Origin of the sequence: Streptomyces sp. NPDC088766, from assembly GCF_044750845.1 — a bacterium.
Taxonomy (GTDB): domain Bacteria; phylum Actinomycetota; class Actinomycetes; order Streptomycetales; family Streptomycetaceae; genus Streptomyces.
This window is the reverse complement of sequence record NZ_JBIVKQ010000001.1, coordinates 445,477-458,988: the sequence shown is the minus strand read 5'-3', so window position 1 is coordinate 458,988 and position 13,512 is coordinate 445,477. Positions and strand designations below refer to the sequence as shown.

Here is a 13,512-nt window from a genome sequence, read left to right as displayed (position 1 = left end):
CATCCCGATGCACCTGCCTGTCGATAGTTGTCCACGAGTACTGCCTGACGGTCCGGGAGGCCCGGATCGGGGGTGGCAGTCCCCCCACCACCAACGGACGGATCAGCGTCCGGTCTTGGGGTCGAATGCGTCCCGGACGGAGTCTCCGAGAAGGTTGAACGCCAGCACGAAGACCACCATCGCCACGCCCGGGAAGACCATGAACATGGGGTCCTGCTCGTAGATCTCGGAACCGATGGCGAACATGCGGCCCCAGTCCGGCGTCGGCTCGACGAAGCCGACACCGACGTACGAGAGGAAGGCGATGGAGAGGATCGTGCTCGGCAGGAGGTAGGTGCCCTGCACCAGGATCGGCGTGACGATGTTGGGCAGGATCTCCTTGCGCACGATGCGCCAGGGAGAGGCACCCGACACCTTGGCGGCCTCGACGAACTCGCGCTCCCGCAGGGAGAGCACGGAGCTGCGCACCAGACGGGCGATGCCCATCCAGCCGAGGAACCACATCACGAGGATGATGGCGACGGCCCGCAGGTAGGTGGGGGTCTCGTCCCGCGGGGAAACGAACATCGCCGTGACGACGGGCATGAAGGCGATGAAGAACAGCTGGCTCGGGAACGCGAGGAAGAAGTCGGTGACCCGGCCCGTCCAGTAGTCGACCCTGCCGCCGAAGTAGCCGCCCACCATGCCGATGAGCACGCCGGTGACGACGCTGGCCACCGTCACGATCACCGCCATGTACAGCGAGGTGCGCATGCCGTACAGCAGCATGGTCATCACGTCACGGCCGAGCCGGGGTTCGACACCGAACCAGAAGTCGCCCGACATGCCGCCGAAGGAACCGGTAGGCATGGCGAAGTCGTCCAGCAGGAAGGGGTAGTCCGGCTCCTGCGCGTACAGCGTGTACGGGTCCTTGCCGTACAGCTTGGAGATGACCGGCGCGAGCGCGGACACGGCGAAGAAGAAAATCACTACGCACGCGGAGACGACACCGGTACGGTCACGCTTGAAGCGCTGCCACATCAACTGGCCGGGAGAACGACCCTCCAGCTTCGCCTCACCCTTGACGGGCTCAGGTGTCGACTCGAGCTGGGGGTCCAAGGCGATCGCGGGCCCGGAGCCTTCAGCCTTGGCTGGACTGGTCATGTGTGTACTTCCCCCGGGGGGTTGGAGAGTTGAGCGCAGCACAGATACCGGCAGGTTCTGTGGTTTGGGGGAACTTTCGCCAAAGTGTTCAACGCGCGTCAAGGGCGAATGACATAGGGATCTCCCTACCGCCCATATTTTGAGGAAAAATTGCAAAGATCGACACCTGCGCGCGCTTGACAGGTGGGACAATGAACGGTCATTTCGGACATACATTGACTAATTTTTGTTTACATGTCCGAAACGCGTTGGCTGGTTAACCGATAAACGGACGGCCACTCCTGTGACGCGGACAGCGGGCTCACAGGCTTCCCGCCGCGCTTCCCGGCACACCCCCGCGGACACCCGGCGACCTGCGGGAGCCGGCACCGCACCGGCGCCGGAGCATCCCCGTGCGGGCAGGCCGAAGTCCCGGCCCTCCGCCGAGGAGAGCCGGGACTTCGGCCTGCGGAGCGTCAGCCGTGCTTGGCGCGGCTCGCGGTGCGGGCGCGGTCGCGCTGGTCGAGCACGACCTTGCGGATGCGAACCGCCTCCGGGGTCACCTCGACGCACTCGTCGTCGCGGCAGAACTCCAGCGACTGCTCGAGCGACAGCTTGCGCGGCGGCACGATCGCCTCGAAGGAGTCGGCCGAGGAGGACCGCATGTTCGTGAGCTTCTTCTCCTTCGTGATGTTCACGTCCATGTCGTCGGCGCGCGAGTTCTCGCCGACGATCATGCCCTCGTACACCTCGGTGCCGGGCTCGGTGAACAGCACGCCGCGCTCCTGGAGGTTCGTCATCGCGAACGCGGTGACGGCACCGGCACGGTCGGCGACCAGCGAGCCGTTGTTACGGGTCGTCAGCGTGCCGAACCACGGCTCGTGGCCCTCGTGGATGGAGTGGGCGATACCCGTGCCGCGCGTGCCCGTCAGGAACTCGGTGCGGAAGCCGATGAGGCCGCGGGAGGGGACCACGAACTCCATGCGGACCCAGCCGGAGCCGTGGTTGGACATGTTGTCCATCCGGCCCTTGCGGACGCCCATGAGCTGCGTGACGGCGCCCATGTGCTCCTCGGGCACGTCGATCGTCATGCGCTCGACCGGCTCGTAGACCTTGCCGTCGACGAGCTTGGTGACGACCTGCGGCTTGCCGATGGTCAGCTCGAAGCCCTCGCGGCGCATCTGCTCGACCAGGATGGCCAGCGCCAGCTCGCCGCGGCCCTGCACCTCCCAGGCGTCCGGACGCTCGGTGTCCAGGACACGGAGGCTGACGTTACCGATCAGCTCGCGGTCGAGGCGGTCCTTGACCTGACGGGCGGTCACCTTGCGGTCCTTGACCGCGGCCTTGTTGTCGGCGCCCTTGCCGGTGCCGCCACGGCCGACCAGCGGCGAGGTGTTGGTGCCGATGGTCATCGAGATGGCCGGCTCGTCGACCGTGATGAGCGGCAGCGCGACCGGGTTCTCGGGGTCGGCGAGGGTCTCGCCGATCATGATGTCCGCGATGCCGGCCACGGCGCAGATGTCACCCGGGCCGGCCTTCTCGGCGGGCTTGCGGGTGAGCGCCTCGGTCATCAGCAGCTCGGTGATGCGCACGTTGGACATCGTGCCGTCGCGCTTGATCCAGGTGACGGTCTGGCCCTTGCGCAGCTCGCCCTGCTCGACGCGCAGCAGCGCGATACGGCCGAGGAAGTTGTCGGCGTCCAGGTTGGTGACGTGCGCCTGGAGCGGAGCCTCCTCGTCGTACTCGGGAGCCGGGACGTGCGACAGGATCGTGGTGAAGAACGGCTCCAGGCTGTCGCTGTCCTTCGGGACCGTGCCGTCCTCCGGCTTGGTCAGCGAGGCGACGCCGTCGCGCGCGCAGGCGTAGACGATCGGGAACTCGATCTGGTCCTCGTCGGCGTCGAGGTCGAGGAAGAGGTCGTAGGCCTCGTTGACGACCTCGTCGATGCGCGAGTCCGGGCGGTCCGTCTTGTTGATGCACAGGATGACGGGCAGGCGGGCCTGGAGCGCCTTGCGGAGCACGAAGCGGGTCTGCGGCAGCGGACCCTCGGAGGCGTCCACCAGCAGGACGACGGCGTCGACCATCGACAGACCACGCTCGACCTCACCGCCGAAGTCGGCGTGACCGGGGGTGTCGATGATGTTGATGGTCACGACGTCCCCCCCGTCCTTGGGGTGGTACTTCACCGCCGTGTTCTTGGCGAGGATCGTGATGCCCTTCTCACGCTCCAGGTCGTTCGAGTCCATCATGCGGTCGTCGAGCGACTCTGCGGCGTGCGCGGCGAAGGCGCCGGCCTGCTTGAGCATGGCATCGACCAGAGTCGTCTTGCCGTGGTCGACGTGGGCGACGATGGCTACGTTGCGAATGTCGTGGCGCGTGGCCATAAAGCGGCGATCTCCCGGAGTGTGAGGGCGGCCCTGCTGCGTACGTCTGTGTTACGCGGGCCCTGCCGGGCTTGACACGCCACGGCCTCACCCCATCGTACGTGGCCCGGCGGGGGACGGCCTCCGCAGGGCCGAACGGTTCATCCGGCGATCACCGCGCGCTCACTTTTCCAAGGGGCTCGCGGAGGCCCTCACGGGGACCTTCGCGCCCTTCCTCAGGAAGCCCATGTCCTCGTAGACGGGGGTCTGGAAGCCGAAGGCACCGGCGTTGACCACGGTCTTCCGTGCGGCCGTGAGCTGGGGGCGCTGGTAGAGCGGAATCGATCCGGCAGCGGCCCAGATGCGGGCGTCGGCCTTGCGGATCAGGGACCGGCCCTCCTTCTCGTCCAGGGTCGAGACCGCCCGGTCGAACAACTGATCGATCTGGTCGGTGCCGATCCTCGTGTAGTTCTGCTCGACGCTCAGCGACCCGTCGGCGCCCGGCACCGGCTTGGCGTAGATCGGGCGGGCGTCGGTGGCCGGGAAGACGGGGGCGGGCCAGGAGTACAGGGCCAGGTCGTACTCGCCGGAGGCGATGTGGTCCTTGAAGTAGCTCTCGTCGGAGACCTTGGTGGTCTCGGTGCGGATGCCCACCTTCTCCAGCATCCGCGTGATCCGCCCGGCCACCAGGTGCAGGGACTCCGAGCCGGGGCCGGTCGGCAGCACGAACCGCAGGGTGAGCGCCTTGCCGTCCTTGGCCAGCGTCTCGCGCGCGGCACCGGCCGGGGCGGCGGTGCCCCTGGGGGCGTAGGCGCCGGGCGCGCCGGGCCGGTTGAGGTACTGCTTGCCCTCCTGGGCGAGCTGCCTGCCGCGGTCCTCGTGGTCGCCGCCGTGGTCCGCGGGTGCCTTGCCGTCCTGACCGACGATGTAGGTCCCGTCGTCGCCGCCCTCGGACCTGTCGCCGCCCTCGGACTTGTCGTCGCGGTCGGACTTCTTCTCGCCCTCCGGCTTCTTCTCGCCCTCGGCCCCGGCGGCCTTCTCGCCCTTCTCGCCCTTGTCCACCGGGCCGCCGGCCACCCAGCCGGCGTCCGCGAGCAGCGCCTGCGCCTCCTCGGTGTCCTGGCTGCCGAGTGCGCCGCTGTTGTCGGCGTACGCGGCCTGCCCGGCGAGCGCCAGGTGGCTGCCGACCGGTTCGGCGGGCAGGCCGAGCGGCTTCAGCACCACCTGCGCCAGCTCCTTGCGGTCGAGCGCCCTGGCCACCGCCCGGCGCACCCGCTCGTCGGCGAGGGGCCCGTCGGCGCCGTTGAGGGCCAACTGTGTGTAGGCGGGCTCCAGCGACCTGCGCACCTCGTAGCCGCGCAGCTCCTTCTGCTGCGGTTTCCTGGCGGCGACGGACCCGCGGGGCTTCTCGCGGTCGCCGGTCTCCTCCCCGGTCTCCTCCCCGGTCTCCTCCCCGGTCTCCTCGTCGGTCTTCTCGTCGGTCTTCTCGTCGGCCGCGTCCTCGTCGCCGCCGGGCCCCGAGAGCGGTCCGGCGGCGCCCGCCGCGCCGTCGATGGCGCGGGCGGCGGCCGGGTCGATCTCCGCCAGGTCGAGATCGCCGTCGGCCAGCCGGGCGGCCCGCTCGTCGCGCGGTACGGCGGTCAGCTCGATCTCGGCGAGCTTGGCGGGCCGGCCCCACCAGCGCGGGTTGCGGGTGAGCCGGATCCGGTCGTTCTCGCGGTCGACCTCCTTCACGGCGAACGGCCCGGCGGTGACCTTCAGCTTGCGCCGTGCCCCGTCGTTGAAGGCGTCGGGGGTGCCCATGACGTCCTTCGGGTACAGCGGGGAGAACAGCGACCGCCAGTCGGCGTAGGGGCGGGCGAAGGTGACCCGGACCTCCAGGTCGTTGGCGCCCCGCTCGATCTTCTCGATGCGGTCGTAGCCGGCGTTGCGGGCGGTCCAGTAGGCGCTGTCCTTGCCGGACAGGGCGCGCCACTGGGCGGCGAAGTCGGCGGCGCCGATCTCGCGGCCGTCGCTCCACACGGCCTGCTGGTCGAGCCGGTACAGGACGACCTGCTTGGGCTCGGTGTCGACGACCTCGGCGGACTCCAGGAAGTCCGGGTTCGGCCGGGGCCGCCCGGTCGCGTCGAGCCGGTACATCGACGGCAGGACAGCCTGGGCGACCCGGGTGGTGGTGGCGTCGGCGTCCGACTGGAAGGTGTTGAAGGTCTCGGGTACGGCGTCCACGGCCCAGCGCAGGGTGCCGCCGTCGGTGATCTGGGCGCGGGCGGCGGGGGCGATGTCCTGGGGGGCCGACGGTTTGCCGGCCTCGTCCTCGGAGGAACAGGCGGACAGCAGGGGCACCGCGAGCGCACCCGCGGTGAGGAAGGCGACCGAGCGCATGACCGCGCGGGGTCCGAGGCCGTCGTGGGACATCTCTGCTTACCTCCGGGAGCCGCGGGCGCAATGATCACTTTTGGTGGTATATGGAGCTGATCACATCTATTCGGCCACTGAAGAGGAAAGGATTCGGCAGCGGTCGACGACACGGCGACGACGGCCGGGAAGCCCACCCGTGCGGCGCAACGAGCGCCAGGGCGCACCCGTGCGTCCCGGACGCTCGGTGCGTGTTCCTTCGGCTCGGCCGGCGTGACGCGCGGCACTCGCCGGCGCATGACCGTTGCCCCCGACCGCGCCCGGTCGCGCCCAGGGCCCTCGGCCGACGGAAGCGAGGTACGTCCTGTCCGTGCACGACGGACCGAGGCCGGTGCAGCGCTGTCCCGACGACCTGTCCCGGTCGGTCGGGCGCCCGGAGCGGCAGACGGCCGGCGGCGGGCTCGACGTGCGCCGCGCGTACGCCCCGCGGGTACACCCCCGCTCGCAAGACCCGCGGGTACGACCCGCTCGTGCGGCCCACCGGCACGATCAGGCGGCGGAGCTCCCCGGAGTGAGGGCCGCCGGATTCAGGCGGAGGCCCGCAGGTACCCCGAGTGCGCCACGCGCCCGAGGAACGTGAACCGGGTGTCGCCGGCCATGTGCTTGTCGAACGCCTCCTCGATGCCGGGCCACTTGGGGTGTCCGAAGTCGTCCAGCACGACGATGCCGCCCGGCGCGACGATCCGCTCGGCCCACTCCAGGTCCGCCGCGACACCGGCGGCGGAGTGGTCGCCGTCGACGACGATCACGCCGTAGGAGCGGTCGGAGACCAGGGCGCGCACCTCGGGGTCCTCGGAGAAGCCCTGCTGGATCCGGGTCGCGGCGCCGGCCGCGCCCGCCAGGGAGAGGTTGGTGCGCACGGCGGCCTCCCGCACCGGGGTCCCCGAGGCGTCGTCCGACATGGTGGTGCCGGGCTGCAGCTGCGTGCCGGCGAGCGGGTCGACGATCGTCAGGCGGGGGTCGCGGCCGGCGCGCTCCATCATGCGGACCAGGGCCGCGCCGAACATCCCGTACAGGGTGCCGATCTCCAGCATGTCGTCGTTCGGCGGGTCGAGCAGCGGTACCGCGGACAGCTTGCCGACGATGTTCATCGTGCCGCCGGCGATCCGGCCCACGCCGAGCGCCTCCAGGGCGAGGAGCAGCCGGAACGCCTGGGCGGCGCTGCGCTCGGCCTCGTCCCGGTTCCCGGTCACCGCGGCCAGCTCGTCGACCAGCTGGTCCAGGTGGGTCGCGGACGGCATGCGCGCCATGCCGCGTCCGGTGCCGTCGAAGAAGAGTTCCAGGGGGCGCTGCCGGTTGCGGAGCGCCTGGAGTTCCTGCCGCATCGCGTCGAGGGAGGCGTCGGCGGTGGCGCGCCCGTCGTCGCGGACGGCGCGGCGCACCTGACGCTCGATGCGCTGGTCGATGAGTTCGGCCACCGGGCGCAGGGCTCGGCGGACGGCCTTACGGGTGAGGAGCGATCGCATCAGAGTGTGACCCTTACAGGGATGGGAGATGTGGACGCTAGGGCGCTCACAGCCCCCGCACAACCAACACAGGTGGCCCCGGAGACGAAGGCCGCATGACGTCCGGGCGACGCTCCGATGGCGTCGCAGGTGGTGCGGCGACGGCCGCTTCCCACGGCCCGACGGCCCGGTCGCCGGCGCCGGGTGTCAGCGCACCCAGCCGTCGCGGTACGCCGTCCAGTCCGCCTCCTCGGCCGCGAAGTCCACGTACAGCGCGACCCCGAAGTTCGCGCGGTCGGCGTCCGTGCGGGACAGGCCGAGGCGGACGCCCCGGACTCCGGCGGGGACGGTCTCGGCGTGGTTCCAGTGGCCGAACCGGTTCTCGTGGTAGAAGGGCAGGCCCATCAGCAGGTCGGTGGTGGGCGGGGTGACCTCCAGGGCGAGGGAGGTCTGCTGGGCGACGTAGCCGCCGTAGGTGCTCTCCAGCGGCTGGATGGTGTCGTACGACATGACGGCGATCTGGTCGACGCGGCGGGCCACCTCGCCGAAGAACTTCTGCGACCACCACTTCGGGTGGCCGGTGGTCGTGCCCCAGAAGGAGTGGAAGCCGGGCACCGGGTCGATCTGGTGGGCGGCGACGGACAGGGGCACGTCCCGGTCGGCGGTGACGCGGTGCAGGGCGTCGAGGAGGGTCAGGTAGTTCCGGTCGCCGGAGTGCAGGGGCTCCAGGTCGAAGTGGACCCCGTCGAATCCGGTGGCGAGGATCTCGCGCGTGGACCGTACGACGGCCGCACGCGTCGCCGCGCGCTCCAGCCGCATGCCGTGCGGGCTCTCGCTGGCGAGCACGTCACCGAGCCAGGCCTGGACCCGGACCTGCGGCATCTCCCGGTGGACGGCGGAGATGAACCAACGGGCGTTCGGGTACGACGACCCGGGAAGCGTGCCGTCGTGCTCCAGGGGCCCGGAGTGGACGTACAGGTCGCGGATGCCGGTGTCCTTCAGACGGTCGGCCAGGGCCGTGACGTCGGCGTCCTTCTTGCGGCCGTCCACCCAGGCGTGGCCGAGCCAGAGGGCGTCCTTGCCGCGGGTGCAGGTGCCGTCGGCCGGGTCGCCCGTGTAGTTGACGCGCAGGGCGGTGAGGGCGACGAGGACCGGGAGCACGAGGAGGAGCGGGACGGCCAGGGCGACGCGCACCGCCCTCCGGCGGCGCCGGCGCCTCCGGAGGGCCGCCGCCTCGGTGGTCGCGTCGGCCTCGGTGACCTCGTCCGCCTCGCTGGTCGCGTCCGCCTCGGTGGTCGCAGTGGTCGCGTCGGCCTCGGTGACCTCGTCCGCCTCGCTGGTCGTGTCGGTCGCGGTGGTCGGCGCGTCCGTGTCGGGCCTGTCCTCCGCGTCCGTACCGGTCGAGTGATCCGTCACCTGTTCCCCCTCCGTGTCGCCCGCCCCACGTGCCCCGTCCCGGGTGCATACCGGTCGCGTGGCCGCATGGGCGGCCATACGCTCCCGAATGTGACGTCGTCCAAGCTCCGGAGCCGGCCGCGGCGGGCCGGTGCACAGGTGTCCGTGCGGGTGCTGCACGCCGTGCTGGGCGGAGCGACGGGCATCGTGTGGCTGGTGTTGCCAGGGATGACGACGCGAACGGACGTTCCGGTTGCGATCACCCGGCCCACCGCGCCCGCCGCGTCCGCCGTCTCCGCCCCGGCCGCCGCGCCCGCGGAGGACGGGACGTCCACCACCGACCTGGTCCTGCCGCTCGTCGTGGTCGGCGCGGCCGGGGCCCTCGCGGGGTACGGCTACCTGCGCCGCGTCCGCCGCGCCCGCACCCGGACGACACCGGGCGGCGTCGCCCCCTCCCCGCACGCGGAGACCGGCGTGCCCGACGAGCAGGTCCGCGCGGCACTCGTCGCGGCCGACGACCGGGTCCGCGCCGCCCGCGACGAACTCGGCTTCGTGCGCGAGCTGTTCGGCCCGGAGGCGGTGGCGCCCTTCACCGACGCCCTGCGGGAGGCCGAGACGGAACTGGCGGCGGCCTTCCGGATGCGGCAGCGCCACGACGACGGCGTACCGCGGGACGCGGCGGCCCGGCGGCAGGCGCAGGCCGGGATCGTCGGGCGGGGCGCCGAGGCGGTGCGGCGGCTGGACGCGGCGGCCGACGGCTTCCGGCGGCTGCGGGGACTGGAGCGGGGAGTGGGCGGGGCGCTGGGAGTCGCGGAGGCACGGTTCCGGGAGCTGACCGGTCGGACGGCCGCGGCGGAGACGGTCCTCGACGACATGCGGGCGGCGTACGCGGCCACGGCGAGCGCGTCCGTCGTCGGGTACGTCGAACAGGCCAAGGACCGGCTGGTGTTCGCCACCGTCCGGCTCAACCAGGCCCGTCAGGCGGACGACTCGGGCCGTCCCGGGGAGGCGGCCCGGCACCTGCGCGCCGCCGAGGGCGCCATCGCCCAGGCCGCCGTCCTCGTCGAGGCGGTGGAGCGGACGGCCGCCGAACTGCGGGAGGCCGCCGGCCTGGTCCCGGCCGCACTGACGGACGCGGAGGCGCGACTGGCCCCGCTGCGGGACACGGCCGGCCCCGGCGACGAGGCCCTCACCCACCTGCTGCACGCCGACACGGTCCTGTCCTCCGTGCGCCGGGAACTGACCTCGGGCCGTCCGCACGACCCCCTCGGCATGCTCCGCCGCATCACGACCGCCACCTGGCGAGCGACCTCGGGCCGGGCCGACGCCCCCACGAGCCCGGTGCGGGCCCCGGGCCCGGCCGGCGCCCCTGCGAACCGGGCGTCGGCCTCGGGCGCGGCCCACGCCCCCACGAACCCCAAGCCCGCCTCGGACCCGACCGTCACCCGCGCGACCCCGCCGACCGCCCCGGGCGGGACCGGTGCGCCCCCGAACCCGCAGCCGGCCCGGGAGCAGGCCGGCGTGGCCGGGGCCGCCGCTCGGCTCACCGCGCGCAGTGCCACCGCCGCGGCGGACGGCTTCGTCGCGACGCACCGGGGCGCGGTCGGTGCCGCCCCTCGCACCCGCCTGGCGGAGGCCCGTCGCCTGCTGGCCGCGGGTGACGACCCGGGGGCCGACGCCCTGGCCCTGGAGGCCCGCGCCCTGGCCGAACAGGACGTGCGGGTCCGGGGCAACCCGTACACCGCGCCGCCGTCCGCCCCCGACGCGGCCCGGCCGGCGCACACGGCCGGCACGGCCGGTGCCGTCCTGGGCGGCATCCTGCCCGCAGACGACCCGGAGAACGCCGATCCGGCGGGCTTCGCGGGACGACCGCACCGGACACCGCCCGGGTAGGGGCGACCCGCCGGGACGGTCCGGCGGGACCGCCCGTCAGAACAGGCTCAGCAGCGCCTCCGCCGGGTCCGCGAGGCCCGTCTCACCACCGGGGAGCGGGAGTTCGAACCAGACCGTCTTGCCACGGGGGGTACGGCGGGAGCCCCAGGCCGCGGAGAGCAGGCCGACGAGCTGGAGGCCCCGGCCGCCCTCGTCGGTGTCGCGGGCGCGGCGGCGGCGCGGCTGGACGAGGCCCGCGTCCCACACCTCGCAGACCAGCGTGCGGTCCAGCAGCAGCCGCAGTCTGATCTCGCCCTCGCCGTAACGGAGCGCGTTCGTCACGAGTTCGCTGACGAGGAGTTCCGCGGTGTCGACCAGCGGTTCCATGTCCCAGTCGATCAGCTGTCCGCGGGCGTACTCGCGGGCGCGGCCCACGCTGCGCGGCTCGCGCGGCAGGGTCCAGTCGCCGACGGACTCGGCGGGCAGGCCCTGCACGCGGGCCATCAGCAGCGCGATGTCGTCCTCGCCGTGGTGGGTGTCGAGGGTGTTGAGGACGTGGTCGCAGACGTCCTCCAGAGGGCTCGCGGGGTCCGTCAGGGCGCCCACGAAGGCCTGGAGGCCCTCGTCGAGGGGGTGGTCGCGGGATTCGACGAGTCCGTCCGTGTAGAGGGCGAGCAGCGCGCCCTCGGGGAGTTCGACCTCGACCTCCTCGAAGGGCTCCCCGCCGACGCCGAGCGGCATGCCGGGCGGCACGTCGAGCATCAGCGCGGCCTCGCCGGGTTCGACCAGCACGGGCGGCAGATGGCCCGCGTTGGCGAAGGTGCACCTGCGGGTCACCGAGTCGTACACGGCGTACACGCAGGTCGCCAGGTACACCTCGGACAGGTCGGCCTCGCGGGGCCGGCGGGCGGCGCGGGTGGCCTGCTGGACACCGCCGGGGGCGCCGAGGCCGCGCGCGATCTCGTCCAACGCGGAGAGCACCTCGGCCGGTTCCAGGTCGAGGAGGGCGAGAGTCCTCACGGCGGTGCGGAGTTCGCCCATCGCGACCGCCGCCCGCAGTCCGCGCCCCATCACGTCCCCGACGACCAACGCCGTACGGTGGCCTGGGAGTTCGATGACGTCGAACCAGTCGCCGCCGACCTCGCTGGGGCGGCCCGAGGCGACGCTGCCGGGCAGGTAGCGGCAGGCGATGTCCAGGCCGGAGGCGACCGGGTCGCCCGGCGGCAGCAGCGACCGCTGGAGCATCAGTGCCCGCTCGTGCTCACGCCGGTACAGCCGCGCGTTGTCGATGCAGACCGCCGCCCGCGCCGCCAGCTCCACCGCGAGATCCCGGTCCCGGTCCCCGAAGGGCTCGCTGCCCTTCGTCCGCGAGAACTGCGCGAGGCCCACGACCGTGTCGTGCGCGACCATCGGAACGGCGAGGGTGGACTGCACGAGGCCGCCCTCCTCGCCGGGGATGGTCCCCGGACGGGCGGTGCGCAGAGCGTCCGCGCAGGGCGAGTTGAACGGGAAGTGGTGGACCGCGCCGACCGTGACGTCCGAACCGCTGCCGGGGAACGGCGCGTCGGACACGGCGGACGAGAAGGCGACGCGGCGCAGTTCGGCGCTGCCGTCGGCGAGGCCGGGCGGCGTCTCGTCGCCGGCGAGGAGCCCTTGGTAGAGGTCGACGGTGGCCAGGTCGCAGAACCCGGGCACGACGACGTCGAGGAGTTCGCGCGCGGTGGTCTCGAGGTCGAGGGAGTTCCCTATGCGGGCCCCCGCCTCGTTCAGCAGGGCGAGGTTGCGCCGTGCTGCGGCGGCCTCGCGGGCGGCGGCGCGGCGGGCGGTGATGTCGACGCCGAGCCAGGCGATGCCGATCGGCCGGCCGGAACCGCTGTGCACGCGGTACAGGTTGATGGACCAGTGCCGGCGTTCCTCGGAGCCCGGCACGAAGCCCGTGACGTGCATGTCCGTGATGGAGTCGCCGGTCTCCAGCACCCGGCGCAGCACCGCGCTGACCCGCTCGGCCTCGGGCCTCGGCAGATAGTCCTGAACGCCCTTGCCGCGGTGGTCGTCGGGGGTGCCGCCGAAGATGGACGCGAACCGCTCGTTGGCCCGGCGGACCCGCAGTTCGGGGTCGATCAGCAGGAAGCCGAACGGGGATTGACCGAATATGGCCTGCGAGGCGGCCAGGTCGGTCTCGATGCTGCGCAGGGTGCGGACGTCGACGACGATGCAGACGGCGGCCTTCTCGCCCTCCTGGGTGCGCGTCGGCATGACGTACACCTCGGCCAGGCCCTGTTCACGGCGCGCGCCGTCCCCGGTGGCGGGCAGCCGGAAGGGAACGACGCCGGTCCACTCGCGGCCGTCGAGGATCTCGGCCATCTTCCGCTGGCCGCGCTCGCGCTGACCGGCGTCGACGAACGCGTCGATCGGGTCCATGCCGACGGCCCGGTCGGCGGGGATGCCGAAGATCTGCTCGGCGCGCAGACTCCACTGGTCGACGAGTCCGTCGGGGCCGATCGAGAAGGAGGCGACCTTGATGTAGTCGTAGATGGAGCCGGGCGGACTGCTCTGCCACAGCGCGTCACCGGCGGGCACTTCGCCCTCGCCGTCGGCAGGGGTGCGCCCGGGGCCGCCCGCGAGCGCACCCGCGGCCTTCGCCCTCGCGCCGTCCGACGGGTCCTCGGACTCCGTGGCCTTCGCTGGTATCTCGCTCACGCGAACCGTCCCCTCCAGCTCACCGCGCCCGGCACCGGTCACCGGTTGCGGCTGCCCGCAGTATCCAGCACTACGGCGCCGCACGACACGGTGTTCACGATCACAGCACGGTCCAGGCTTTTTTCGGACCGTCCCGCGACAACACTTCCAGTCTTCTAACCAGCGGACACGTCGTCGAACCACCCCGGACGGCACGGTTC

7 protein-coding genes are annotated in these 13,512 nt (G+C 72.4%); 1 reads left to right on the top strand and 6 read right to left on the bottom strand.

All coding sequences use genetic code 11. The features are described from left to right. Nucleotides 1-102: 102 nt before the first annotated feature. The 5 genes from ACIP5W_RS02045 to ACIP5W_RS02025 form a co-directional block, all read right to left on the bottom strand. The gene (locus ACIP5W_RS02045; protein ID WP_401465269.1) at nucleotides 103-1,143 is read right to left on the bottom strand and encodes an ABC transporter permease; all 1,041 of its coding nucleotides are present in this window, start codon (nucleotides 1,141-1,143) and stop codon (nucleotides 103-105) included. A 455-nt stretch (nucleotides 1,144-1,598) separates the two neighbouring features. After that, nucleotides 1,599-3,506 carry a translational GTPase TypA gene (typA, locus tag ACIP5W_RS02040; protein ID WP_401465266.1) on the bottom strand — a complete coding sequence of 636 codons (1,908 nt, stop codon included), beginning with the start codon at nucleotides 3,504-3,506 and terminating at the stop codon, nucleotides 1,599-1,601. 162 nt (nucleotides 3,507-3,668) lie between these two features. Continuing rightward, a complete protein-coding gene (locus tag ACIP5W_RS02035; RefSeq protein WP_401465263.1) occupies nucleotides 3,669-5,900 on the bottom strand; it encodes an ABC transporter substrate-binding protein in 2,232 nt (743 codons plus the stop codon). A gap of 527 nt (nucleotides 5,901-6,427) precedes the next feature. Continuing rightward, a complete protein-coding gene (locus ACIP5W_RS02030; RefSeq protein ID WP_401465260.1) occupies nucleotides 6,428-7,366 on the bottom strand; it encodes a class I SAM-dependent methyltransferase in 939 nt (312 codons plus the stop codon). Between the two features lie 186 nt (nucleotides 7,367-7,552). Continuing rightward, complete coding sequence (locus tag ACIP5W_RS02025; RefSeq protein WP_401465257.1) at nucleotides 7,553-8,761, bottom strand: hypothetical protein; 1,209 nt, start codon at nucleotides 8,759-8,761, stop codon at nucleotides 7,553-7,555. 90 nt (nucleotides 8,762-8,851) lie between these two features. Between ACIP5W_RS02025 and ACIP5W_RS02020 the strand changes: the two genes are divergently transcribed. Next, nucleotides 8,852-10,633: a hypothetical protein gene (locus tag ACIP5W_RS02020; RefSeq protein ID WP_401465254.1), complete on the top strand. Its 1,782-nt coding sequence runs from the start codon at nucleotides 8,852-8,854 to the stop codon at nucleotides 10,631-10,633. 36 nt (nucleotides 10,634-10,669) lie between these two features. Here ACIP5W_RS02020 and ACIP5W_RS02015 read toward each other — a convergent pair whose 3' ends face one another. Continuing rightward, a complete protein-coding gene (locus ACIP5W_RS02015) occupies nucleotides 10,670-13,312 on the bottom strand; it encodes a SpoIIE family protein phosphatase (protein ID WP_401465251.1) in 2,643 nt (880 codons plus the stop codon). Between the last annotated feature and the right edge of the window lie 200 nt (nucleotides 13,313-13,512).